This window comes from Paraflavitalea soli, from assembly GCF_003555545.1.
Lineage (GTDB): Bacteria > Bacteroidota > Bacteroidia > Chitinophagales > Chitinophagaceae > Paraflavitalea > Paraflavitalea soli.
The window spans coordinates 2930103-2954807 of record NZ_CP032157.1 but is presented as its reverse complement, the minus strand read 5'-3'; the positions used below and the strand labels follow the sequence as shown (position 1 = coordinate 2954807).

Genomic DNA, 24705 nt, shown 5'->3' with positions numbered 1-24705 from the left:
ATGTCATTTGCTCATTGTTTCATTCACAGCTCGCGGCTCGCAGCTCGTCGCTCGAAGCTTATTGCTCGCAGCTTCTTCATACTGCTCTCCATTTTACTTTCTGCACAACTAGCTTTTTCTCAAAGCGATCTAAAGGTTTATCCCACCCATTGGTGGACCGGTATGAAAAACCGCAAGCTGCAGTTGATGGTACACAAACCTTCGGGGTTGACCACTTCCAAAACAGCAGTCGTTTCCAACAGTACCGATGTCAGGATATTGAAATACTACAAGCCTGCCAATAACCACTATCTTTTTATTGATGTGGAAATAGCAGCCAATGCCCACCCCGGTAGTAAGAACATACGTATTGCCAATCCTGCGCTCAATGAGTCTTACACCATTAACTATGAACTAAAGGCCCGCAGCAAAGAGAATGGTAAAACAAGAATAAAAGGCATTACCAGCGAAGACCTCATCTACCTCATCATGCCCGACCGATTCAGTAATGGCGACCCTTCCAATGATCGCGTGGCCGGCATGAAAGATCAAAGCCTCAACCGCGAAAAGATATTCGACCGTCATGGAGGCGACCTCAAAGGAATAGAAAACCACCTGGACTACCTGCAGGATCTGGGCGTTACTGCTCTTTGGCTAAACCCTGTTTTGCAGAATGATATGCCCCAACGTACAGAACATGGATATGCAGCCACCGATCATTATACCATCGAACCACGCCTCGGCGGTGCCCCTGCTTATCATTCCTTGTCCAATGCCCTGCACAAAAGAGGCATGAAGCTCATCCAGGATGCCGTGTACAACCATGTAGGCATTGAACATTTCCTGTTTCGTGACCTGCCCGATAGTTCCTGGTTCCACTTCTGGTCCACCTATACCAATACCACTTACAAAGACCAGGTATTGATGGACCCTTATGCCGCCGCCATTGACAAAAAGAAAATGAGCGATGGCTGGTTTGTGCCTTCTATGCCCGATCTCAACCAGCACAATCCTTATGTGGCCAATTTCCTCATTCAGCATGCCATCTGGTGTACTGAAGAGTTTGGCCTGGATGGATGGCGTATCGACACTTATGCATACAATGACCTGCCATTCATGAATCGTTGCAACAAGGCCCTGCTGGATGAATACCCCCAGTTGCATATTTTTGGCGAAACCTGGGTGCATGGCGTTCCCAATCAAAGCTATTTTACCGAAAATGTATACCAGCTGCCTTTCAAAAGCAACCTGCCTGCGGTTACCGATTTCCAGATGAACCTGTACGGCATAGTGCCTGCCCTCAACCAGCGCTTTGGCTGGACTGAAGGGGTGAACCGCTTATACCTCACCGCTTCCAATGATTTCGTGTACAAAGACCCCATGAAGCAGGTAATCTTTTTAGATAACCACGATCTTAGCCGTTTCCTGTCTGTAGTGGGGGAGGATGTTCAAAAGCTAAAGATAGGACTGGCCTGGCTGCTTACATTCCGGGGCGTACCGCAGCTCTATTATGGTACCGAAATAAAGATGAAAAACTTTGCTGACCCCGATGGTTTGGTGCGATTGGATTTCCCGGGTGGATGGGCTGGTGACAGTGCCAATAAATTTACTGTGGCAGGTCGTACAGCCAGCGAAGATAGCCTGTTCAATTATACCCGCACCCTGGCCCAATTCCGTAAGCAATCATCTGCCATCAAAACCGGTAAAATGATGCAGTATGTACCCGAAGATGGTGTATATGTTTACTTCCGGTACGATGCCCGCCAAACAGTGATGTGCATCATGAACCCTGGCGATAAGGAAATCGAGTTTACAACCGCCCGCTTTGAACAACGATTAAAAGGCTTTACCAAAGCAAAAGACATCATTACCGGGCAAACTGCTACTATAAAAGACAAAATGAAAGTCCCAGCCAAAACCCAATTGGTCTTGGAATTGAATTGAGAGATTCATGCCCCATCGGGGCTACCGCTTTGTAGCAATCGATCGTTAATAAATGTATTTTGCCCCGTAGGGGCTACCCTTGCATCTAAGGGTATATCAAAATCAAAGAGGTGACACCTTCTTAAAAGTGTCACCTCTTTAGTTAAGCTCAGGGATCGCAGCTCGAAGCTCATAGCTCGCAGCTGGTCCTCCCTACAACAATATCTGTGGTATCAACCTTTTCCCTTCATCACCCCAGTTCTTCATAATATCCTTCAACTGCGTCTGGAAAGCTGTATTAGTATACTTCTTACCTTTTTTAGGCGCTTGCAGATCCTTATCTGTAATATCGATCAGTTCCAGCTTGGTAGCATACCAGGTAGTATGCATGCGGGGAATGGCAAGTCCCAGGATCATACCGGGCAAACCACCGAATGATTCCGGACCACCCGAAGGCATGATCTCATCAGAATAGAAGGCGATCACGATGATCGAATCCATGATCTTGCCTACCGCTTTGCGGCAATCAAAGCCCGCAATCTTGCGTATTTCACTGCCAATTTTCCAGTCTACTTTCCGCAGCGAATCCGTAAGCAGGTATAGGTCATTCTGAATATCCTTCAGCGTAATAGAGGTGCTGCTGTCTATATTCGTTTGGATCGTATTTTCTGCTATGAACACACTCCACACCTTATTTTGACGTACTTCCGGTTCCCGGCCCGCTTTGTATAAGGATATCCCGTTTTTAAAATACAGGTCATAGTAGGCCGTATGGAATTTGGGTGTATTCTTTTTCATCATGTCATTCCAGATGCTGCCCTCTTCGAGAAAGGAATGCTGATTTACTTTTCTTTCAAATTCTATCTTCCCGTGCGTAATGAACTGCTGCGCCTGCGATGCTGTAGCGCATACCAGCAGCAGAAGCATATATAATATTGATCTTGTTTGCATATAATTCATTTGTAGTCGTGATGGATATTAAAATACTGTTCTCATCTTCTTCGCTTCCGGACTTTCGGACTTCCTGTCTTTCGGACTTTCCTACCAACCCATTGGTTTGCCATTCTTGTTGAAATTCCAGATCAAAGTAGCCATAAAGTACCGGCGGAAGGTATCATACGTCCGCTCGTTGATAAAGTTGCTGTTGATGCTCCGGTTAAAACCAATATTCTGGTCCAGCAAGTCGAACGCGGCAAACCGTATCCGGCCGGCATCATTCTTCAGTATCTTTCTTTCGATCCGTGCATTCCAGCGAATCGCATTGTTGTTTTTGTCGAAAGCATCGGTTTTCTGACGGATACTGAAATTCACATCACTGCCAATCTCCAGTTTCCAGGGCAGTGTCACACTCATATCCACGTCATGGTCCTGTGTCCAGTATTTGGTCACAACATCCGGGCGCAGCGATGACTTGGCATAATTGTACCTGAAATCCGGCCTGATGCTCAGCGTGTATTTTTTCTCTTTTTGTTTCCAGATATTGAAGCCAAAGCCAACACTGTAGTTGGTATTGGTATTCTCCAATCCATCAATAAAGTTAACATTGCGGCTTACGTTGAAGTTCAGGTTGGGCCCTACACTCACGTCCAGCTTTTTGATCTTTCTGCTGTAATCGATCCAGGCGTTCCCATTATAATTGCCATTCACATTTACCGGCTGCGTTATACGTGTGCCATTCTTGATCGTGGTCATAGAACTGAAATCGTTCTGAACCGTAGAGAAGCTCATACTGGCATAAATGCCACTTTCCGACAGGATCTTGTAATTGTTGTACGAGATATTGAAGCGTTGACGGAATGCTTGCTTCAGGTCAGGATTACCGAGCTTAATATTCGATTGGTCACTATTGTCTGCCACCGGTTGGATCTGGTCGATCGAGGGAGCCTGTGTATTACCATTGTAATTGAAACGTAAGCTGCCATTCGAACCAAGCGTCCAGGTAATATTGGCCGAAGGGAAGAAATTGGTGAAGCTGTATTTTACCTCTTTGTCAGACTTCAGGTCTTTGCGTGTAAAGTCGGCACGCGATACATTGGCGCCAAAACCAAAAGAAATGCGCTTGGGCTTGGCATAGCGATAGTTGATGCCCGCAGCATTGTTGAATACATTGAAGGCATAGTCATTACTCAGCGAATCCACAACGTCCTCGTATTTTGGACTGCCCGGGTCTGTTTTTTCCAAAGCCGTCCTGCGCGATTGACGGTGATTATTGCTCATGCTGTAGTTGAACTCCAGCAATGCCCTTTTGGAAAGCGGTTCCGTATAAGATACCTTTCCATTCACCAGAGAGGTAATATTATCGTTGATCTTTTTCTGGTCAATCAACTTATGCGTACTGGCGCCATTGCTGTCGAAGTACTCATTATCAGCATACAGGAAACCTTGTGATTCGTTTTCCTTATAATCCTGGTTGAAGGTCACCGAGATAGTTCTGCCCTGCTTCTTGAATTTCTTCCGGTAGAGGAGGGTAGAGTTGAAGGCTTTATTCTCGCCGATAGAACTGGTGCGCTGGTCGATCTTACGCACAGGATTACCATTTTCATCCAGCCAGTCTGTCTTCGTTACGTTGAAGCTGTTGGATTTGCCCGTAGAACCACCTGCAGTGATCTTGAGAGAAGAAGATGAGTCTATCTGTACTTCATACATCCCATCTACCCGGTGTCTTTCTTTGGTGCTGTAGTTATTGCCAAATTCATTGATATAATACAACGTGTCCGGAAGGATATACTTACTGGTGTTACGGCCGGCTGCTTCCGTATTTAATTTGTTGTATTTGTAATTGCCATTCAGGTGCAGCCTGTCCCCATTCCATTTATTGGAGTAGTGGACACCGGCGCTCCATCCTTTCGGAAAACCTTCACCCCAATAAGATCCACCGTCAAAATCATCGCCGCCGCTCATGGTGATATACATGCCGCCATCATCACTCATGCCCATGTCCATACCATTGCCTGTACCGCCATAGTTCATGCTTTCCCGCCAGTCGAGACCCGTTTTACCCGTGCTGGACATGATCCCGAAGGCCGAGAACTTGCGTTTGGCCTTAAAGGCATTCAGCATGCCGCTGTTATTCCAGTATTTATCGCCATTGCTGCCCAGTTCCAGTTTACCGAAGTAACCTTTTTTCTTATCTTCCTTTAATTTCAGGTCAATCGTTTTCGTCTTTTGCCCGTCATCTACACCCGTAAAAGTGGCCTGATCACTTTTCTTATCAAATACCTGTACTTTATCTACCGCGTCCGACAACAGGCCGCGCGTAGCAATCGTAGGGTCATCACTAAAAAATTCCTCCCCGTCCACCAACACCTTTTGTACCGTTTCACCCTGGGCTGTGATCTTTCCATTCTTATCTACCTGTATGCCGGGTAATTTTTTCAACAGGTCTTCTACCGAAGACCCCGCCTTCATATAAAAACTATCTGCTTTGTATTCTGTCGTGTCTCCTTTGATCCGGATAGCGCCCAGTTTATGCGATACCACCACTTCCTGCAACAACTGCGATTTAAGGATCATGGCTATATTCCCGAGATTTACAGGAGAAGCATCCTTCACTTCCACCTCATCCATGTAATCTGCATACGCCGGGTGCGTTACCATCAACACAAATTTACCAGGCACAAAACGGGACAAGGTAAACTGACCGGATTTATCAGTTCGTCCGAATGTGACCAGTACCGAGTCTGATTTTCTAAGTAAGGCTACTACACTATTGGTAAGATTTTTCTTTTCACTGGTGTCAATTACTGTACCTTTAAGAGTAGCTTGTTGAGCAAATAAGGAGGAGGCTGATACAAGCAGTATCAGGAGAATCAACGTTAGTTTTTGCATCGGTTCTTTGCTGGGTTAATTGTGATTTGGCCAAGTTTTTTTTGATCAGTGTTAATTTAATATTATCTCTATACGCTGAACCATTGTAAAACTATATGCAGGAGCACCTGAGTCAAATCAAAATCTGCAAGCCCGGAACCTACATCTGCAAACAGGCGAAGCTCATAAACAAAGACGTAAGTCAGAATCCGAGGGTTTGGAAATTCATCAAAAATATTCACGAACTTCCGGTATCTGGTTGGCCTTTAATTACAGGCCGCAAAAGTCCGGATTATCGTCCTTATTTTAAATGCTTTTAAACCGTTTTAACATTTTTCATTGATCACCGGTCAAACGCATGGTTCAACGGATATAGTATGATGCATCTCGTTAAAGAATCCATAAATAAGATCTAAAAAAATATAAGCGTGGCACAAGAGAAGAAGTATGAGGACATCCATTTTGTAGACAGTACCCGTCCCGTATGGAATTATTCATTGTTCTCAGAAGAGGACGTGGCTAATTTTCAACGTGGTACCCATTACCGGCTATACGAGCTGTTTGGTTCCCGTGAAATTACGGTGCTCGATAAAAAAGGATTTTATTTTGCCGTATGGGCCCCCAATGCCACCTGGGTTTCCGTAACCGGCAACTTCAACGACTGGAATACCCAGTCACATCCACTCTATGTACGCCTCGATAATTCCGGTATCTGGGAAGGCTTTATCCCCTGGATGCCGAAAGGCGAAGTATATAAATATCATATTCATGGTTTCCGGGGCCGCAAAATGGACAAGGGTGATCCCTATGCCAATTTCTGGGAGCGACGCCCCGATACCGCTTCTATCACCTGGGACCTCGGCTATCAGTGGAACGACCAGTCGTGGATGGAAACGCGTGCTGCCCACAACAGCACCAAAGCCCCCTGGAGCGTTTACGAAGTGCACCTCGCATCCTGGATGCGCCCCGATCCCAACGATGAGGAGCGCTACAATACCTACGGGTTCTTCAGCGACCGGCTTGTAAAATATGTAAAAGAGATGGCGTTTACACATGTGGAACTGATGCCAGTCACCGAACACCCCTTCGACGGCAGCTGGGGTTATCAGGGTACCGGCTTTTTTGCACCCTCCTCACGCTACGGCGATCCACAAGGCTTCATGGCCCTGGTAGATGCCTTTCACAAAGAAGGTATAGGCGTCATAATGGACTGGGTGCCTTCCCATTTCCCCTACGATGCACATGGCCTCTTCATGTTCGATGGCACCCATACCTACGAATATGCCGACATGCGCAAAGGCTTTCATCCCGATTGGAACTCCTACATCTTCAACTATAAACGGGGCGAGGTAAAATCCTTCCTGATCAGCAGTGCCCGGTTCTGGCTCGATAAATTTCATATCGACGGCATGCGCGTTGACGCCGTAAGCTCCATGCTCAAACTCAACTATTCACGCGAAGAAGGGGAGTGGGAACCCAATGAATTTGGCGGCGACGGCAACCTTGAGGCCATTGCGTTTATAAAAGACCTCAACGAGACCATTTACCGCGATTTCCCCGATGTTCAAACCATTGCCGAAGAAGCCACCGACTGGCCAGGCATCTCCCGGCCCACTTATACAGGCGGTTTGGGCTTTGGAATGAAATGGATGATGGGCTGGATGCACGACACCCTCGATTATTTTAAGCTCGATCCCATCGAGCGACCCTATCACCAGAACAAGTTTACGTTTAGCATGATGTATTATTATGACGAGAACTTCATGCTGCCCCTTAGTCATGATGAGGTCGTTCACGGTAAAAGCCCCATGATCTATAAAATGCCGGGCGATGACTGGCAGAAATTTGCTAACCTCCGGGCCCTTTACGGCTATATGTTTACCCACCCCGGTGGCAAACTGCTCTTCATGGGCAACGAATTTGCGTCCACCTCCGAATGGAATTATAAAACCGAACTCCCCTGGGGCCTCTTGCAGTATGAAAGCCACAGCGGATTAAAAGATTGCGTGCGCGACCTCAACCTGCTGCTGCGCAGGGAGCCTGCTTTATATGAGTGCCAGTTTGATACTGCCGGTTTCGAATGGGGCGACCTCTCACACCGCCCCGAATGCGTGATCGTGTACCGCCGCAAAGGGAAAGATCCCGCCAACGACCTCCTGGTCATCCTCAACCTTACCCCGGTGGTCCGCCGCGACTGGAAGGTGTACGCCGGAGGTAAGCCCGCCTGGAAAGAGATCTTCAACAGCGATAAGAAACAATACGGGGGTACCGGCGATGTGTACAACCCCGAAATTTTAACCTCCCTTGTGGATAAAAAGGAAAACAGGTACGAAATAAATCTACATTTGCCGCCGTTGGGGATAGTAGTATTAAAATAGCTCTGTGTTGGTGTTTCGATTTCATATTCCAACCCAATTCCTGTTAGCATTTTACCGCTGGTAGGAACCCGAAACGCCAAACCCGGCACTCGAAACCTTTTCAAATCCTTTTTTCTATGCGAAAGTACCCGTTCGTATGGTTTTTCTTGTGCACCTGTGTGTCCATTAGTAGCGTGGCCCAAAATGCCGACAGTGCCGCCTTTTACAACCAGAAAGGCCTGGTGGAAGAGCAGGCCCGCCGTTACCGCGAAGCAGAAAAACTTTTTTCTAAATCAGATCAGTTTGCGCCCGATAATGCCCCCAACCTCATCAGTTGGGGCAATGTGCTCATGGCCCAAAACCGCTATATGGAGGCCCGCGAGAAGTTCATAAAGGCCGAAGCCAAAGAGCCCAATAATCCCATGGTCATTGAAAACCTGGCTTCCCTCTCCGTCAATGTGCGCAAATGGGCCGATGCCATCAAATATGCCCAGAAAATGCAGCAAATGAAGATCGGCAGCAAGTCCCTCAACTTCTTCATAGCCAAAAGCTATTACGAATTGGACAACTTTGGCGAAGCCCTCAAATATTGCGAAAAAGCCTACCGCGATGATTCCACCAAGGCCGAAGTGCCCTATATCGCCGGCCGCTGTTTCGTGGAAATGAGCAACTATAAAAGGGCCGAAGGGTGCTACCGGCAGGCCATCGCCCGCGATTCCGGTAATGCCAACTGGATGTTTGAGGCCGGCATGGTGGCCTATGCCATACCCGACGACAAAAAAGCTGTTGAGTGGTTTGAAATGGCCAGCGCCAAAGGATATAAACGGACCGATGTGTTCCTCGAAAACCTGGCCAATGCTTACCTCAACCTCAAGCAATACGATAAAGGTCTGCCCCTGCTAAAGGCCGTTTTGGAACACCGGCCCCAGGATGCCGAACTGGTTTATAATGTAGGAGATGCTTATTACCGCAGTGCCAAATACCAGGAAGCCATTGATACCTGGGATCAGCTATTGGTCATCGACAAAAAGAACGCCAACGCCCTCTATATGATCGGCATGGCTTATCAGAAAAAAGGCGATAAGCAAAAAGGAGAACAACTCTGCAACCAGGCCATTGCCATGGATCCTTCCTTGAAGGACCTGCGCCAGGAAAAAAAGATGCCCGGAGGTATGTGATCCCCATCAAAATAACTTAAATTGTAAGGAATGCCGGAACAGGGCATTCCTTCTTTATGTGTACCATCCACACCTTCAAATTCCCACCAGCCTCGGTCCGCCCGGACCCCGATTGACGCCTCCCGGCACACCCTTATCGAGACCTTAACGAGACCTTATCGAGACCTTATCGAGACTTTGCCGGGACCCTCCTCCATATACCATCCGTAGATCATCCGTTCCAGCTCCGTATTCCACACTACCCCTACAGCACTTCGTCCCATTCCGGGAAGGTTCTTCACCCCACGCATATCTCCCCAACCAGGTCCCAGGACCCCAAAAACATAAACAAGGAACCACAAACCCGAAACCCGAAACACCAAACCCGGAACGCCAAACCCGAAACCCTGAACCCGAAACAGCCCCTGAGACTTTCTTTTCCAACCGGTTAACCCTCGAAATCTAAATTTCCCTTCTGTATAAAAAATCCCCGCTAACCCCTTATCTTTGCCCCCGCCTTTTCCTTCCGGCAGAACCCGGGGTGAGGAAATGATTTTTAGGCAGATAACCTCAAATCAAGCATAGTGGCCGCAACCAAATTCAGTAAAGAGACTTATTTGTACTGGTATGAACTGATGCAGCTTATCCGTCAGTTTGAGCTCATGGCAGAAGAAAAGTATAAAATGGACGGTAAGATCCGCGGCTTTTTCCACGCCTATATCGGGCAGGAAGCCATTGCCGCCGGTTGTATGACCGCTACCCGCCTCGAAGATCCTTATGTTACCGCTTACCGCGACCACGGCCTGGCCCTGGCAAAAGGCGTTTCTCCCAATGCCTGTATGGCCGAGTTGTACGGTAAAGCTACCGGCGCAGCCAAGGGGAAAGGTGGTTCCATGCACTTCTTTGGTAAAGACGTTTATTTCTTTGGTGGTCACGGCATCGTTGGTGCTCAAATTGGCACCGGTGCAGGACTCGCCTTTGCTGAAAAATACAAGGGTACCGACAATGTAGCCCTCACTTTCTTTGGTGATGGTGCTGCCCGTCAGGGTATGTTGCATGAAACATTCAACATGGCCATGACCTGGAAACTGCCTGTTGTATTCATTTGTGAGAACAACAACTACGCCATGGGTACTTCTGTAGAACGTACCAGTAATGTAGTGGATATTTATAAACTGGCCGATGCCTATGAAATGCCCGGCGACACCGTTGATGGTATGAGTGCAGAAGCCGTTCACGAAGCCATTTCCCGCGCCGTGAAAAGAGCACGTGAAGGAGATGGGCCAACCCTGCTGGAGATCAAAACCTACAGGTACAAAGGCCACTCTATTTCTGATCCCCAGAAATACCGCACCAAGGAAGAAGTGGAAGAATACAAACAGCGTGACCCCATTCAGCTGGTATTGGCCACCATCCTGAAGAACAAATTTGCTACCAAGGACGAAATAGCAGCTATCGATAAAAGGGTCAATGATACAGTGGTGGCTTCTGTGAAATTCGCTGAAGAATCTCCCTGGCCTTCCGATGATGAAGTGCTCAAGGATGTCGCAATGGATGAGAACTATCCGTTCATTGTAGACTAAATAACCCAAACAAACCAACATTAAAACAAACGAACATCATGGCTACTGTGAATCAGCCAACCGGGCAAGCACCTGTACCTGTAGAGAAGACTTCTGAAGAAAGAGTAGTGGCAGGTGCCCAGGATTTTTGGAGTAAGAATAGCAAGTACATACTTATTGGCCTGGTAGTTATTCTGCTGCTGGTAGGTGGTGGTTATGCTTATAATAACTTCTACAAAGCACCCCAGGAACTGAAAGCTGCCGAAGCCATCTTCAAAGCTGAAGAGTATTTCAGGGCCGACTCTGTGAAACTGGCTTTGAACGGCGACGGTGTCAACCAGGGATTCCTCAAAGTGATCTCTAAATATGGTGGCACCAAAACCGGCAACCGCGCTAAGTTCTATGCAGGTGCATGCTATCTCCAACTGGGCGATTTCAACAATGCCGTTAAATACCTGAAGGATTTCTCTTCCGATGAAGTAGTGGCCAATATGCGCGCCAATGGTTTGTTGGGTGATGCTTATTCCGAACTCGGTAAAAAAGAAGAAGCGATCTCTTATTATAAGAAGGCCGGCACTGCCCTGCCTGAAGATGAGATCAACTCACCTGAATACCTCTTCCGCGCTGCCCTGCTGTTGCAGGATGCTGGTAAAACACAGGATGCGATCGCCCTGCTCAACGACATTAAGACCAAATATCCCCGCAGTGTAATGCCACAGGCGCAGGGCGGACAGGATGTCGACAAGTACCTGGGCAAACTGGGCGATACAAAGTAACCTTCATTGAATTATGGCTGAAGTAAGCAATAGTAAATTATTACAAATGAATGCAGGCATCCTCACGAAGGATGCCTGCATCGTTATTGTGCGTACCGAATGGAATGCAGGCATTATAGATGAACTGGAAAAAGGCTGCGTGCGCATCTTGCAGCAACACCAGGTCAGGCATATCCATATTGTAAATGTGCCCGGCGCCTTTGAGATCCCTTTTGGCATCAAAGCTTACTGGGATGCCAGTAAATACAAAGACGACCGTCCCGACGCCTTCATAGCACTGGGCTGCGTATTGCGTGGCGATACCCCCCACTTCGATTACGTATGCCAGGGCGTAACCCAGGGCGTAGTACAACTCAACCTCACCCTCCCCGTACCGACCATTTTTGGCGTACTTACCGTAGATAACCAACAACAGGCTGATGAGCGCATTGGCGGCAAACATGGCCATAAAGGCGAAGAAGCCGCTATTACCGCTATCAAGATGATCGCATTATCTAACTCGTTTAAAAAATAAAGCCTTATACCCGGTGCTCAGGCTCCCTTTTAGGGGCCGGGGTGGGAAGGGCTGGGGCAGGGGCCAGGCATGAACGTACAACTTTTTATACCTTGTTTTATTGATCAGCTATACCCGCAAACAGCTTTCAATATGGTGAAAGTACTGGAGAAAGCGGGCTGCACAGTCACCTACAATGCAGAGCAGACCTGCTGTGGCCAGCCGGCTTTTAATGCCGGGTTTCAGCGCGAAGCCAAAGAGGTTTGCACCAAATTTCTCCACGATTTCAGTGGCTCTGAATATATAGTGGCCCCCAGTGCATCCTGCGTTGGCTTTGTACGCAATTACTATCCCAAACTGTTTGATAATTCTTCCCACCACAACGAAGTAAAGGAACTGCAGAAGCGGACCTTTGAACTGGCCGATTTCCTGGTAAATGTGTTGAAAGTAGAAGACCTCGGCGCCACCTTACATACCAAAGCTACCTATCACGATTCCTGTGCAGCCTTGCGCGAATGTAAAATAAAGGCAGAGCCCAGGGCGTTATTGGCCCGGGTGAAAGGATTGGAGCTTACAGAAATGAATGATGTGGAAACCTGTTGCGGCTTTGGCGGCACTTTTGCCGTTAAATTTGAACCCATCTCCATGGGAATGGCCGATCAGAAGGTGACCAATGCCCGGCAAACCGGCGCAGAATGCATCATCTCTACCGATCATTCCTGCCTCATGCACCTCGATGGCTACATACGCCACAAAGGCCTTCCTATTCAAACCATGCACATCGCCGATGTTCTTGCCAGTGGATGGTAAATTGAGAAAGCAGCTGTGAGATCGGAGCCTGGAGAAGATAGACTGCAACAATGAATAATAGTAAGTAGCATTTAATTAGCCTATATAAATATCGGCGGCAATCCTAAATCCGAAATTCTAAATCCGAAATAGCTTTTATGCGCGACCTCAAATGGAAAACCCTCAAATCGGAATACTTATTCAAAGACCTTTGGTTCACCGTACGGCAGGATACCTGCGAACGTCCCGATGGCAAGATCGTTACCCCTTATTATGTATATGAATTTCCTACCTGGGTCACTGCCCTGGCATTAACCGAAGATGGTAAAGTGATCCTCGAAAGACAATACCGTCAGGGATTGGGGGAGACCCACCTCGAAATACCCGGCGGCTGCGTGGATGATACCGATGCCAATTATGAAGAAGCCATTGCGCGTGAACTGCTCGAAGAAACCGGGTACACTTTCTCAAAATATGAATACCTTGGCAAGACCAGTGCCAATCCCTCTACCAACAGCAACCTCATGCACATGTTCCTGGCCACCGGGGGCAAACTGGTCAAGGAACAATCACTGGATGACAATGAAGACATAGAAGTGGTGCTATGTACAATTGATGAACTGAAGCTGCTGCTGGACAATAATGAGATCATCCAGAGCATGCATGTAACAGCCATTTATTATGGTCTTAAGAAGCTGGGAAAACTATAAGATCACTTCCCCCACTATAAACACACTGCCGCATACCACTATAAGATCATTTTTGTGCGCATTATACAAGGCTGCTTTCAGCGCCGTATTGACATCGGCATAGGTGTGCCCCTGCAAGCCATGCGCGGCGGCCTGCGCAGCCAGCTGATCTTCTGGCAAGGCCCTGGGTATAGGTGCCTTCGTAAAATAATACGTGGCTTCTTTGGGTAATTGCAGCAAAACCTTTTCTACTTCTTTATCTTTTACCATGCCAATCACCAGGTGCAGGTGTTGGTGATCCGTCAATTCTATTTGCGAAATGATCTGCCGCATGCCGTCTTCATTATGACCCACATCCAGCATTACCGCAGGATGGCGATGAATAAGTTCCCACCGGCCATGCAGGCCCGTCAGCGGTTTCACCTGATGCAAAGCAGCCTGCACGGTTGACAGTGGCAGCTGCCATCCCTGCTGCTGTAGCTGGTGGACAGCTTCCAGCACCGTCACCAGGTTTTTGGTCTGGTAATAACCCGGCAGGTCCAGCCGGTAGGGTGTGCGCTCATCATGCCCGTTGCGCGCTACCTGCACTTGTAGTTCATGGTGTTCGTATTTCCAGTCTGCTACATACCGCAGTTGATCCGCAAAGAACAAGGGAGATTGCCTTTGGGTAGCTACATCTTCAAATACTTTCCGCGTAGCGGGCGCTGTTTCCCCTACAATAACCGGTACCCCTGGTTTGATGATCCCCGCTTTTTCAAAAGCTATTGCTTCCAGCGTATTGCCCAGCAGGTTCATATGATCCCATCCTATATTCGTGATCACCGACAACTCCGGCGTGATCACATTCGTGCTATCGAGCCTGCCGCCCAGTCCTGTTTCTATCACCGCAATATCCACCCCTTTCCAGGCAAAGTAGTCAAAGGCCATAGCCACCGTGATCTCAAAGAATGATGGCTCTATACGATCAATAGCTGGTTCAATGCGACGCGTGAAATCCACTACAAAGTCTTCCTCGATCATGGCCCCGTCCACACGAAAGCGCTCCCGGAAGTCGCGCAGGTGAGGGGAGGTGTACAATCCTGTTTTGTAACCCGCTGTTTGCAGGATTGAGGCCAGCATATGACTGGTAGACCCCTTCCCATTCGTACCGGCAATATGTATCGTCTTGAATTGATGCTGGGGGTTGCCTATGAAGTCGCAAAGTTGTATCGTGTTCGTCAGGTCCTTTTTATAGGCAGCTGCGCCAATGCGGCTAAACATAGGAAGACGTGTAAACAGGTAATGGAGCGTTTCTTCGTAATTCATGGTGCGTTTTCGGACAACAAAGCTATAAAAGCAACGCCACGGTTCCAAAACCATGGCGTTGCATATATCGAAGGATTAGTAAACTGCGTATTAGTTCCTTAACTTAAAGTTAAACTGGATCGTTCCGGCCGATTCATCGCTGCCTGCACTGAACTTCACCTGGAAGGCTTTTCTCTTGGCAATCTCGATCATACCGGCATCCGAAGTCGTGGAACCCTTTGGCTGGTACACGGCAGAAGTTACTTTGCCCGTCTCATCTACTTTGATGTCTATAGATACCTTGGCATTCTCATTGAACTCATCTGTGAACGAAGGCGTGCCCGTAATACGGCGTCCCTGCAAACCTCTTGAAATACTTACGCCGCCGCTGCCTTTTCCACCACCTGTATAATTATCTGAATTGGGATTGCCACCTGGTCTGCCCTGGTCACCTTGTCCGCCGGCCACACCCTGGTTGCCACCTTTCTTATAAGTATCTGCTTCATTACCGCCGGTACCTGTTCCGTTCACCCCTTTGAATACCGCTTTAGGTCTTACCACCACAGGAGCCGGAGGTGTTTCAACAGGCCTCTTCACCGGTTTGCTTTTCACCACATCCTTTTCAGGTGTCTTGGTGGCTTCCGGTTTCGTGATCGTAGGTTTCTTGATCACCGGCGCGTCCGGTTCATTGTCGTCTGGCGTTTCTTTGGCGGGCTCTTCATGAACAGGAGTAGGAGCGGGAGGTGTATACGCCTGTTGCTCTGCAGGCGCAGGGGGACCGGGTTCAAATGGTTGATCCGTACCCATACCCATATCACTGCTGCCGAGATTTACTTCCAGCCCTTCCTCTACAGGAGGCTCTGGTAAGGGAGGCAATGACCAGCGCACAAAAAAGAAGATTATCAGCAACAGGCCAACTACCAGCGCGGTATAACCACCTGCCTGCACATTCTTCTTTGATTCAAAATTATCTTCCATATACAAGGGATTCGATGATACGAATTTACCAATGTTTGGTCTAAAACGTTACAAAGAATATGCTAATTGCGGGTATAACTGTATGCAAACTGTTAAAATGAAGACCGGTCTTCCCTCATCTACTGCTCAACTTGTATGCTGCTCGCAGCTCGTAGCTCACAGCTCGTAGCTTTTCTCCTACTTCAAAAAGATATCATAGGCAAAGCGCAGGATCGTACCACATACCACCACCAAAAACAGGATACGGATAAAAGCATTCCCCTTCAGTATTGCCAGCCGGGCGCCACAGAATCCGCCCAGGGCATTGCAAACAGCCATGGGTAAGGCAATCGCATAAATGATCTTGCCGCTGATGGCAAAAAAGAGGATCGACCCAAGGTTTGTAGACAGGTTTACAAATTTGGCATGCGCGCTCGCTTTCAGGAAATCAAATCCCAGCAGTGTTACAAAAGCGAGGATGAGAAAGCTGCCTGCACCGGGACCAATAAAGCCATCATAAAAACCGATCACCAGGCTGATGCCCGCCGCATACCACCATTGTTGACGATCACTATGTCCTTTCTCCGTATGTGCCCCGAAGTTCTTCTTGGAATAAGTATAAATGGCTACCGCCACCAGGATCACCAGCAACAGCGGCTTCATAAAACTGCTGCTCACCAGCGTCAGCAATTTGGAACCCGTAAATGCCGCACAAAAGGCGATCGCCGTCATAGCCCCCAGGCGCTTATAATCCAGTTTTACCGTGCGGGCATATTGAATGGCCGCAAAGCTGGTTCCGCAGAAAGCGGGGATCTTCAGCGTGCCTAGCACAGTGGCCACCGGAAATTGGGGCAACAGGATCAGCCCTACCGGGGTTTGGATCAATCCCCCGCCGCCTACAATGGCGTCTATAAAACCAGCCAGAAAAGCAGCTATGCAAAGCAATATGAGTTCTGTCGTCATTATCGTTTCAAATTAGCAATTACCACCCCCGCAATCACCAGCGCCCCACTCAGCACATGCACCATCGTGATCTGTTCATCCAGGATCAATACCGCTTCCAGGATACTGAACACAGGGATCAGGTTGCCGAATAAAGCCGTGCGTGCAGCACCCAGCCGGGCAATCGCCATATTCCAGCACAGGAAGGCCAGCACCGAAGCGCCGGCGCCCAGGTAAAGGATGATCAGCACCAGGTTAATGCTCCAGTCAACAGGGTTAGTATGGGTTAATTCAATCAGGTAGAAAGGAAAGATTATCAATGTTCCTGTGGCGAATACCGTAAATAAAAAATTAAGTGGATGTATCCCCGTAGGTTTACGGCGCACCATGATATTGTAGATCGCAAAAGAGAGGGCGCCCAGCAATATCCAGCCATCTCCGGCTGAGAAATGAAAGGCTTTCAACCGCTCCCAGCTTCCTTGCGACAGCAGCCACACGATACCACTCAGGCAAAGCAGCAGACCCAACACACGCATGAGCGGAACCCGTTCTTTTAGAAAGATGGCCGCCAGTATGATCGCAAAAACGGGAGAGGAGGTCGTGCCGATCAGCGCAAGGTTAATAGCGGGTGAATGATGGCCGGCTACATACACCAGCGTATTGAAGAGCGAAATACCTGTAAGTGCTGTCCAGAAAATGTAACCCTTATGTTGTAGCAGGATCGCCTTTTCTTCCCGGAACCGGTTCCAGGCCAGCGGCAGCATGATGAGTGAGCCAGTAACCCATCGGTAAAAAGCCAGGCCTACCGGCGGGATCTGTTTGATGACCCCTCTGGCCACGATAAAGTTGCCCGACCAGATGATGGTAGCCAATACAGCCAGTCCGATCCCGATATACAGTTCCTTTTTGGAAATAGTCATGGTTAACGTTGCGCAAAAGTAGTCCTTTCCCTTTAACCCTGTTGTTTATTGGCCAGCCGCCGGAATGCCAGCACCCCCAGCAGCGGACCGGGAGCCAGCGCCAGGAAAACAGCCGCCTGCGGAAACCGGTTAAAAAGATAACTCACTACCTGGAGGCTGATAATGGAAATGATAAAACCCATGCATATGACCGCCGTAACCGCTGTTCCTTTATAGGCCGGGGGAGCCGTCAATGCCGTTAAAGTGGAGAACTGCGGCGAATCTGCCGTCACTGTAATACCCCAAACTAGTAGGAAGGGCAAGAATACAGCTGGTGGCAGGTTGATAAAAAAGATAGAGGTGGCTGCGCAGATGCCGGAACCCAGCAAGGCGTAAAAAGCTACCCGGGCACTGCCCACCTTCTGCGAAAGAGCGCCTCCCACCATACAGCTGATACCCCCAATGCCGATCACAAAGAACGACCACAAAGGGATATTAAGCATTGCCCCATTCCGGGCCGCATTCATCGCCAGCATCACCGGCACAAAAGCCCAAAGGGTATACAGTTCCCACATATGCCCAAAGTATCCGTAAGCTGCCGCCTTGAATTCCTTCGAGTGGAAGGCCTGGCCGATCAGCGCCGGACGAAAACTGTTGGCCTGCTTTTTAAAAGGGCCATCCGGTATGAAAAGAATGACCAGTAAGCCACCCGTTAAAGCAAAAGCCGAAGTAAACAGGATGACCTGCTGCCAGCTTAAATGCCAGGCAAACCCCTTTAACAGGTGCGGGAAACCCGTACCCAAAACCAGTGCTCCCACCAGGTAGCCCAATGCTTTTCCCAGGCCCGTATCAAACCAGTCTGCTGCTATTTTCATCCCCACCGGGTAAATGCCTGCCAGCAGGAAACCTATGATAAAGCGAAATAGCAACATGGCTCCATAGTTATCTGAAATCCAAATGGTACACAGGTTTATAGCTGCACCCAACAGAGAGCAAAGCAAGAACACTTTGGAGGGAGAAAACCGGTCCGTGATAGATAGTAAAGCAAAGACCAGCGTGCCTGCAATGAAGCCGATCTGTACTGCCGAGGTCATCTGTCCGATGGCTGCCGGGTGGCTGGCCAGGGCCGGGATATCCGCTAAGATGGCATTACCTGCAAACCAGAGCGAGGTGCCCGCAAACTGGGCAATGACGATCAATGGCAATACATAAACAGGCCGCTCGCCTCTTAAAGCTAACGTTGGTTGCATCGGTTCTATTTGTAAAGGACAATGCGGGCCAGAAGCCCGCATTATTTAAAACTTGTATCTAAAAAGTTCTTGTATCTAAAACTATTAACGGATCTCCCTTCCTTGTCATCCCGATCTCTCTTTTGTCATCCAATCTCTCTTTTGTCATCCGATCTCTCTTTTGTCATTGCGATCCCTCTTTTGTCATTCCGACCGCAGGGAGGAATCTGCAATCGAAGCAAACGTGTATTCCGCGCTCACCCTGGCGCAAGTATGCAGGGCTGGCCGCGTGCGGTAGGGTACTTGGCCTTCGAAGCCCTCGAAGCAAACGGCTCGCAGCTCGCAGCTCACGGCTCGCAGCTCTTTAGTGCGCAAAATCCATCTCAAAATCCCCCTTGATCCTTTCCATTGGAGGATTGAAATATCCATACTTTACATTCGGAAATTCTTCTTTTATTAACTCTTGCAATTGTTTGATACCCAGCAAATCACCTGCTTCGTATAAATTGATCTTTCCCAGGTACCAGTCGGGGTCGATATTGAAATTCCGCCACTGGATCATCGTCAGGTCCGTATCCCGGATCAGCTTGCGCAGCGCTTCGTATTCTGCCTCACTGTCCGTTACCCCGGGAAATACGAAGTAGTTGATGCTGGCCCAGCCGCCATGCCGGCGCATCACTTTCAGGCTTTCTACAATGTCCTCAAACTGGTAGTTGTTGGGCCGGTAATAGGCCTCATAAATGTATTTCTGGGCCGAGTTCGTGCTCACCCGGATTGAGTTCAGCCCGGCTTTGCAGAGCGCGTCCACAGCCGCCGGCTTCGAGCCATTCGTATTGATATTGATGCTTCCTTTGGAGGTATGCTTGCGCATTTCAATGATCGACTGCCGGATCGTTTCCCACATCAGCAGCGGTTCACCCTCGCAGCCCTGTCCAAAGCTCACAATCGGGAAAGGAGCCGTTTCCAGGTGCGGCACGGTAAACTCAACGATCTCTTCAGCCGTGGGCTTAAAAGTCAGGCGATCCTGCGTAGACACGATCTCCTCATCTGCCGGCTGGAAGGATATACAGCCAATGCAGTTGGCATTACAGGCAGGAGAGCTGGGTATCGGACATTCCCACCGGCCCATAAAGTAATTGCGGGCGGCCGGGCAATGGTAGGTAAGTGCACAGTTATTGGCCAGGTGTTTCACCAGCCGGTTGTGAGGGTAGGCTTCCAGGAAATGTTCCACTCCATGTTTCACCACCCCGTCGTCAAAACCGGCACATTCCTGCCGGATATCCTGTTCTATCCGCACCGCCGGCACATACAGCTGGTTATCAAACCAGCCCGTGGCCGTATAGCAAAACAAGGGTAGCGTAGGCGCATCGTGCCCCGTCTCATAGGCGGCAATATAAAGCCCCGTATGGGCGGGTGGGATAAAGGCCGCTACCGCCCAGCCTTTCTCACAAAGGCGCATTTCGCCCGTGGCCACATCGATCCCAATGCCCCGGCGGCCGGGCAGCTCATACATCGATCCGCCATCCGGCAGCGGTATCCAGTCTTCTACAGGTACCTCAAAGGCGTCCCAGCCTGCACGCCCGGCGGCATACAGCGAAGTATCTTCAAAAATGTTCCCTTTTCCGTCAGAGTACAGTAAATACGGAGATTGTTTTAGTGCTGGCATAGTTCTATAATTCACAATTGCGATCTGGTTGAAAAGTTGGTAGGTTGAAAAGTGCAAAGGAAAAACCTGGCTGCAGGGCTTTCCACTAATCAGGTACTACTGATTATCAGGCCTTTTCAACTAGTTAACCTATCAACTTTCCAACTAACTACCTAAGTAATGTCTGCAAAATTCGTGAATTTGGTCGAGTTCTTCGAATGCAAGATTTTCACGGAGGTCAAACTCGTAAGATTTGTTGGAAGAGGTATTGATAATGATGCAGTCGTACCGGGCGTCCACCCCGTTAATATGCGACCACAGGAAGAATTTGCTCTCTGGTAGCGAAGGTACACTGATGCCTGTATGGTGAATGGCTACGTACTCTTCCGAGTTGAGCTTTTTTTCGCAGTAAAACAGGTAACTGTACACCACACTCAGCGCCAGGTGCAGAATGCCCATGGCCCATTGCTTTTCCACCAGCAGGGTAATGCCAATGCCCAGGAAGAACAGGATCTCCACCAGCCGGAAAAACAGATTTACCTTCGGCATATCCGTCAGGATATTCTTCCCGGCCAGTACCAGGATAAAAATATCCAGCGCCATCAGCAAAAGGCATCCGAGATAGATGGGGCTGCTCTGGGGTTGGTTGAAATGCGAAATAGCATGCACAAGGATAAGCCCTCCCGCTGTTAAGTGCAACAGGCGGCCAGCATGTTTTAATTTCTGAAATGAGGGGTGTACAACGGGTAATGATAGGGAGTTCATGCCGCAGTAGTTTTAAGAGGAGATGCCAGAACATGATAATTCCATAAACACAAATCAAATAGTTTCCCGTTGTTTTATATTTTTACCGCATTACCTTAGGTTGTCAGCTGTCGAAGGGTGGGTCGCCCTTCGGGGGCAGCTCACCCTGGTCAAAGAAGCGTGTCGAAGGGCTTTTTCTTCCGGACTTCCGGACTTCCGGACTTTCCGGCTTCCGGACTCTAAATATATTATGACGAAGATCCTGTTAATCAAAACCGGGGCAGCAGGCGATGTGGTACGTACCACTACCTTGTTGCGCGTACTAAAAGGCGCTATTACCTGGGTCATCGATCCCCGGTATGCCCATATCCTGCCCGATAACCATCCCGAACTCCAACGGATCATCCCTATAGAGCAGGCCGCTCACGTATTAAAAAATGAATCATTTGACCTCACCCTGTCCCTGGAGGAAGATATAGTGTGTGCAAAACTGGCCAGCAATGTTCCGACCGGCCGGCTGATAGGTATCCATATGGACGGCGACCTGATCCGGTATACCGATGATGTGGCGGGCTGGTTCGACATGAGCCTCGTTTCCAAACTTGGCCGCGCGGCCGCCAATAAGATCAAGGCAGCCAATACCCACACTTTTCAGTACTGGCTGTTCAATATGCTGGGCCTTTCTTTCCAGGGCCAGCCCTATTGTATTTACCGCAATCCCGCCATTGAGCGCGAAGAGCAACTGATCGGCATCGAAACACGCAGCGGCAACCGCTGGCCCAACAAATCCTGGGCAGGTTACCAGGCCTTGACCGGTCAACTCACCGCCAGCGGTTACCGCTGCCTCATCCTTTCACAGCGCGACCACCTGCGTGATTACCTCGATGATATTGCCCGTTGCGCTTACCTCATTTCAGGCGATACCCTGGCAATGCACGTGGCCCTGGCCTATAATATACCCGCCCTGGCCATTTTCAACTGTACCAGTCCGGCCGAGATCTATGATTATGGTCTCCTGCAAAAAATAGTAAGCCCCTTATTACAGCAATCCTTTTATGGCCGGGAATATACCCCCGAAGTAATAGCTTCTGTGTCCCCCCGGGAAGTGCATGATTGTTTCCGGCAGCACATCGCTTTCAGGAAAGAAGGGCAAAAAGCATAGGATTCCTGGCCCGTACCTGGGCGATCGTGTATGCCTCCGAATTCCGTTGCGCCTCTTGTAACAAAGTGGCGTACCGCGCAGGCTCCTGTAGCAACAACTCCAATGCCTGGATAATACCCGATACTTTATTATAAGGAATGGCGCTGCTGGCCAGGTTGGCCGGAATAGTAAGCGCCTGTGGCGTAATGAATGGTTTGGCATGTTTGATAATGTCGAAGATATTGCCCGAGCAAATGCTCTTGCCGTACGTCTCCATCACCTCATCTACCATGATCGTATCGATCACAGAGGGCGTAAATACAATATGCGCTTCATCCATCACCCGGTCAAATTCCGGCTGGTCTACCACCTGGTTGTCATAAAATACAAGGTTGCTATTGTCCGCAGCATACCGCATACATTTTTCCCGGATGGCATCTCCGTGCGGATGAACAAAAGGCCCTAATAGTACGATCCGTAGGGGCAGGTGCCTGCCTTGCTCCAGCAGGTCCAGTACCACCGTATAATCCCTCCGCCGGGCATCGATCGAGCCGGGTACCACCAGTTGAAGCTGGCCATTGATAACAGGCGTTGTTGGCGGGAGGGCCGCCCGCTCAAATACCGCACCGGGCAGGTTATGCACTTTTTTATGTGCAGGCAGCAGGGCTGTAAGGTACGCCACCATGGTATCCGATACCACATTGAACTCCTTCGTCACTTTGATCAGCGCCCGCTTGCCGATATGCCGTACCCACCGGCGCAGACTGAACGCTGGCTTAAACCGGAAGTAATTATTGACAGCATGCAGTGTTACCACTACCCGGGTATTGCGCAGCAGGCTGATCATACCCGCATATACAATAAAATTATGGCTGATCGTATTGAGGTACAGCAGGTCGATCTTGCGGCGTTTTACCTCCTTGTACATCCGCAGCACAAACCGGTACTTGGATTCCTTTTCCTCCTGTACTACCCATGTATACCGGTTTATATCATTCCCAAAGAGCCATTGAAACTGCCGGTAACTTTCCTTGTTCGTGAATATCGTGAGTTGGTTCTCCCCGTTATCAAATAACCTGATCACCGGGTATGATCCTTCAAAATGTTCTGTTTCGAATATCCCTACTGTCATGAATGGTTACTGTTTTTACCGGGAAGGAACTTTTTGTTTGATGCCAACCATATTATACCCGAATAAGTTCACCGTAGTGGTGGTGACGCCTGCATAGATGCGTTTGTAATACCAGGTAGCTGCTTCCTGCTGTTCAAACTGGTGACGGAATTCGGGCGTAAACCAATCCAGGATATCGATCATCATTTCCCGGATATTCTGTTTATTGCCTTTTATCCGCTTGATGATATAACTCACCGGCAGCAGCGTCACCCCATAAAGGTAATACTGCAGCCGCAAAGGGAGCCGCGAGGTAAAGCGACGTATAAAATTGAAAAGATTGTGAATGAAGTCCTGTCGCGGGTGATAGAGCCATACACTCAGTTTGCCACCAGGCTTCACATGAGGATCCAGGCAGGAGAACGATAGCTCCGGGTTATTCGTGTGTATGAGCACCCCACTGCAATGTACGATATCAAATTGTTCAAAGGCCACCGGCGGATACTGCACATCTCCCTGGATGAACAGCGCATTGGGTTGGCTGTTTTGCCGGTAGGCTTCTTCTATACTCAGGCTGAAATCCATGCCCAGGATCGTAGCGCCATGTTGTGCAATAGATTGGTTCAACAAGCCATTGCCGCAGCCTGCATCAAAGATCAGGTTGCCGGCCAGCGATGCACGCGTCTCTGCTGTTTCATCCAGGAAACGCTGGAACATACCCGCCGGATCGGCATCCCAGGTCTTGTCTTTTCCATAATCAAAAAGACGCCATTCCTGGGCAAAACTTTGTTTGGTGCGCCTGTTCTTTTTGATCACATACCGCATAAAACCGTGGTATTTGTTTTCCAGGCGCTGCCTGCGCTGGTCGTAATCGGGTATATGCTGCCGCAGGAAGGGTTCATAATCTGCATAGGCTTCTACGATCAGGCGGGGGATACCTTTAATAACCGGGTAAAACCAATCTTCACCAGCAAACAAGATACCTTCTTCAATTACTTCCTGCTGCACTCCGTTGTATTGCTTATGCCCCCTGGCGATCACCTGTAATTGTAGATCACTTTTTGTAACGGGGCAACGTAACAGGACCAGTAAAGACTCTTGCATAAAGTGGTTAGTTATAGCTATACAGGTATCCGGCAAAAGTAAGGATTTCAGAGGTGATACCTTTACCCCTGCGCGGCAAACAAAAGGTATTATCTCTTTTTGGCCAGGCCCTGAGAG

20 protein-coding genes are annotated in these 24705 nt (G+C 48.9%); 9 read left to right on the top strand and 11 right to left on the bottom strand.

Annotated features, from left to right (window positions below):
• The gene (locus D3H65_RS10945) at positions 1-1923 is read left to right on the top strand and encodes a glycoside hydrolase family 13 protein (protein ID WP_119050350.1); all 1923 of its coding nucleotides are present in this window, start codon (positions 1-3) and stop codon (positions 1921-1923) included.
• A gap of 192 nt (positions 1924-2115) precedes the next feature.
• Here D3H65_RS10945 and D3H65_RS10940 read toward each other — a convergent pair whose 3' ends face one another.
• Positions 2116-2853 carry a GLPGLI family protein gene (locus D3H65_RS10940; protein ID WP_162915550.1) on the bottom strand — a complete coding sequence of 246 codons (738 nt, stop codon included), beginning with the start codon at positions 2851-2853 and terminating at the stop codon, positions 2116-2118.
• A 90-nt stretch (positions 2854-2943) separates the two neighbouring features.
• Complete coding sequence (locus D3H65_RS10935) at positions 2944-5730, bottom strand: TonB-dependent receptor (RefSeq protein ID WP_119050348.1); 2787 nt, start codon at positions 5728-5730, stop codon at positions 2944-2946.
• Between the two features lie 407 nt (positions 5731-6137).
• Here D3H65_RS10935 and glgB point away from each other — a divergent pair, with 407 nt between their 5' ends.
• The 7 genes from glgB to D3H65_RS10895 all read left to right on the top strand — a co-directional run bounded on the left by glgB (position 6138) and on the right by D3H65_RS10895 (position 13553).
• On the top strand, positions 6138-8087 hold the full coding sequence (gene glgB / locus D3H65_RS10925) for a 1,4-alpha-glucan branching protein GlgB (RefSeq protein ID WP_245999723.1): 1950 nt from the start codon (positions 6138-6140) through the stop codon (positions 8085-8087).
• 116 nt (positions 8088-8203) lie between these two features.
• A complete protein-coding gene (locus D3H65_RS10920) occupies positions 8204-9244 on the top strand; it encodes a tetratricopeptide repeat protein (protein WP_119050345.1) in 1041 nt (346 codons plus the stop codon).
• Positions 9245-9858: 614 nt separating this feature from the next.
• The gene (gene pdhA / locus D3H65_RS10915) at positions 9859-10806 is read left to right on the top strand and encodes a pyruvate dehydrogenase (acetyl-transferring) E1 component subunit alpha (RefSeq protein WP_211345721.1); all 948 of its coding nucleotides are present in this window, start codon (positions 9859-9861) and stop codon (positions 10804-10806) included.
• A 38-nt stretch (positions 10807-10844) separates the two neighbouring features.
• Positions 10845-11561, top strand: a complete 717-nt coding sequence (locus D3H65_RS10910) for a tetratricopeptide repeat protein (RefSeq protein WP_119050343.1) — start codon at positions 10845-10847, stop codon at positions 11559-11561.
• 13 nt (positions 11562-11574) lie between these two features.
• Positions 11575-12075, top strand: a complete 501-nt coding sequence (gene ribH, locus D3H65_RS10905; protein ID WP_119050342.1) for a 6,7-dimethyl-8-ribityllumazine synthase — start codon at positions 11575-11577, stop codon at positions 12073-12075.
• A gap of 69 nt (positions 12076-12144) precedes the next feature.
• Positions 12145-12864, top strand: coding sequence for a (Fe-S)-binding protein (locus D3H65_RS10900; protein WP_119050341.1), 720 nt, complete (start codon positions 12145-12147; stop codon positions 12862-12864).
• A gap of 137 nt (positions 12865-13001) precedes the next feature.
• Positions 13002-13553 (top strand): NUDIX hydrolase, encoded by a 552-nt coding sequence (locus D3H65_RS10895; protein WP_119050340.1) that lies wholly within the window; start codon positions 13002-13004, stop codon positions 13551-13553.
• On the opposite strand, the gene D3H65_RS10890 is transcribed toward D3H65_RS10895, so the two are convergent.
• The 7 genes from D3H65_RS10890 to D3H65_RS10860 all read right to left on the bottom strand — a co-directional run bounded on the left by D3H65_RS10890 (position 13548) and on the right by D3H65_RS10860 (position 21253).
• Entirely contained in the window at positions 13548-14837 is a 1290-nt protein-coding gene (locus D3H65_RS10890) for a bifunctional folylpolyglutamate synthase/dihydrofolate synthase (protein WP_119050339.1), read from the bottom strand. The genes D3H65_RS10895 and D3H65_RS10890 overlap by 6 nt on opposite strands.
• A 90-nt stretch (positions 14838-14927) precedes the next feature.
• Positions 14928-15794, bottom strand: a complete 867-nt coding sequence (locus D3H65_RS10885; RefSeq protein WP_119050338.1) for a hypothetical protein — start codon at positions 15792-15794, stop codon at positions 14928-14930.
• A gap of 177 nt (positions 15795-15971) precedes the next feature.
• Positions 15972-16736 carry a sulfite exporter TauE/SafE family protein gene (locus D3H65_RS10880; RefSeq protein ID WP_119050337.1) on the bottom strand — a complete coding sequence of 255 codons (765 nt, stop codon included), beginning with the start codon at positions 16734-16736 and terminating at the stop codon, positions 15972-15974.
• Entirely contained in the window at positions 16736-17635 is a 900-nt protein-coding gene (locus D3H65_RS10875) for a DMT family transporter (protein ID WP_119050336.1), read from the bottom strand. Before D3H65_RS10875 ends, D3H65_RS10880 begins: the two co-directional genes overlap by 1 nt.
• A gap of 32 nt (positions 17636-17667) precedes the next feature.
• Entirely contained in the window at positions 17668-18864 is a 1197-nt protein-coding gene (locus tag D3H65_RS10870) for an MFS transporter (RefSeq protein ID WP_119050335.1), read from the bottom strand.
• A 343-nt stretch (positions 18865-19207) separates the two neighbouring features.
• Positions 19208-20509 carry a radical SAM protein gene (locus D3H65_RS10865; RefSeq protein ID WP_119050334.1) on the bottom strand — a complete coding sequence of 434 codons (1302 nt, stop codon included), beginning with the start codon at positions 20507-20509 and terminating at the stop codon, positions 19208-19210.
• Positions 20510-20653: 144 nt separating this feature from the next.
• Complete coding sequence (locus tag D3H65_RS10860; protein WP_119050333.1) at positions 20654-21253, bottom strand: hypothetical protein; 600 nt, start codon at positions 21251-21253, stop codon at positions 20654-20656.
• A 229-nt stretch (positions 21254-21482) separates the two neighbouring features.
• Here D3H65_RS10860 and D3H65_RS10855 point away from each other — a divergent pair, with 229 nt between their 5' ends.
• Positions 21483-22394: a glycosyltransferase family 9 protein gene (locus D3H65_RS10855; protein WP_162915549.1), complete on the top strand. Its 912-nt coding sequence runs from the start codon at positions 21483-21485 to the stop codon at positions 22392-22394.
• On the opposite strand, the gene D3H65_RS10850 is transcribed toward D3H65_RS10855, so the two are convergent.
• Positions 22369-23505 carry a glycosyltransferase gene (locus D3H65_RS10850; RefSeq protein WP_119050331.1) on the bottom strand — a complete coding sequence of 379 codons (1137 nt, stop codon included), beginning with the start codon at positions 23503-23505 and terminating at the stop codon, positions 22369-22371. The two genes, D3H65_RS10855 and D3H65_RS10850, sit on opposite strands and share 26 nt — an antisense overlap.
• Before the next feature lie 15 nt (positions 23506-23520).
• Positions 23521-24588: a class I SAM-dependent methyltransferase gene (locus tag D3H65_RS10845; RefSeq protein WP_119050330.1), complete on the bottom strand. Its 1068-nt coding sequence runs from the start codon at positions 24586-24588 to the stop codon at positions 23521-23523.
• Positions 24589-24705 lie beyond the last annotated feature (117 nt).

What these genes read in the sequence shown, in the direction of transcription:
- D3H65_RS10945 (WP_119050350.1), top strand. Translation starts at nt 1, where the DNA reads ATGTCATTTGCTCATTGTTTCATTCACAGCTCGCGGCTCGCAGCTCGT.
- D3H65_RS10940 (WP_162915550.1), bottom strand. Translation starts at nt 2,853, where the DNA reads ATGCAAACAAGATCAATATTATATATGCTTCTGCTGCTGGTATGCGCT.
- D3H65_RS10935 (WP_119050348.1), bottom strand. Translation starts at nt 5,730, where the DNA reads ATGCAAAAACTAACGTTGATTCTCCTGATACTGCTTGTATCAGCCTCC.
- D3H65_RS10920 (WP_119050345.1), top strand. Translation starts at nt 8,204, where the DNA reads ATGCGAAAGTACCCGTTCGTATGGTTTTTCTTGTGCACCTGTGTGTCC.
- pdhA (WP_211345721.1), top strand. Translation starts at nt 9,859, where the DNA reads ATGCAGCTTATCCGTCAGTTTGAGCTCATGGCAGAAGAAAAGTATAAA.
- D3H65_RS10910 (WP_119050343.1), top strand. Translation starts at nt 10,845, where the DNA reads ATGGCTACTGTGAATCAGCCAACCGGGCAAGCACCTGTACCTGTAGAG.
- ribH (WP_119050342.1), top strand. Translation starts at nt 11,575, where the DNA reads ATGGCTGAAGTAAGCAATAGTAAATTATTACAAATGAATGCAGGCATC.
- D3H65_RS10900 (WP_119050341.1), top strand. Translation starts at nt 12,145, where the DNA reads ATGAACGTACAACTTTTTATACCTTGTTTTATTGATCAGCTATACCCG.
- D3H65_RS10895 (WP_119050340.1), top strand. Translation starts at nt 13,002, where the DNA reads ATGCGCGACCTCAAATGGAAAACCCTCAAATCGGAATACTTATTCAAA.
- D3H65_RS10890 (WP_119050339.1), bottom strand. Translation starts at nt 14,837, where the DNA reads ATGAATTACGAAGAAACGCTCCATTACCTGTTTACACGTCTTCCTATG.
- D3H65_RS10885 (WP_119050338.1), bottom strand. Translation starts at nt 15,794, where the DNA reads ATGGAAGATAATTTTGAATCAAAGAAGAATGTGCAGGCAGGTGGTTAT.
- D3H65_RS10880 (WP_119050337.1), bottom strand. Translation starts at nt 16,736, where the DNA reads ATGACGACAGAACTCATATTGCTTTGCATAGCTGCTTTTCTGGCTGGT.
- D3H65_RS10875 (WP_119050336.1), bottom strand. Translation starts at nt 17,635, where the DNA reads ATGACTATTTCCAAAAAGGAACTGTATATCGGGATCGGACTGGCTGTA.
- D3H65_RS10870 (WP_119050335.1), bottom strand. Translation starts at nt 18,864, where the DNA reads ATGCAACCAACGTTAGCTTTAAGAGGCGAGCGGCCTGTTTATGTATTG.
- D3H65_RS10865 (WP_119050334.1), bottom strand. Translation starts at nt 20,509, where the DNA reads ATGCCAGCACTAAAACAATCTCCGTATTTACTGTACTCTGACGGAAAA.
- D3H65_RS10860 (WP_119050333.1), bottom strand. Translation starts at nt 21,253, where the DNA reads ATGAACTCCCTATCATTACCCGTTGTACACCCCTCATTTCAGAAATTA.
- D3H65_RS10855 (WP_162915549.1), top strand. Translation starts at nt 21,483, where the DNA reads ATGACGAAGATCCTGTTAATCAAAACCGGGGCAGCAGGCGATGTGGTA.
- D3H65_RS10850 (WP_119050331.1), bottom strand. Translation starts at nt 23,505, where the DNA reads ATGACAGTAGGGATATTCGAAACAGAACATTTTGAAGGATCATACCCG.
- D3H65_RS10845 (WP_119050330.1), bottom strand. Translation starts at nt 24,588, where the DNA reads ATGCAAGAGTCTTTACTGGTCCTGTTACGTTGCCCCGTTACAAAAAGT.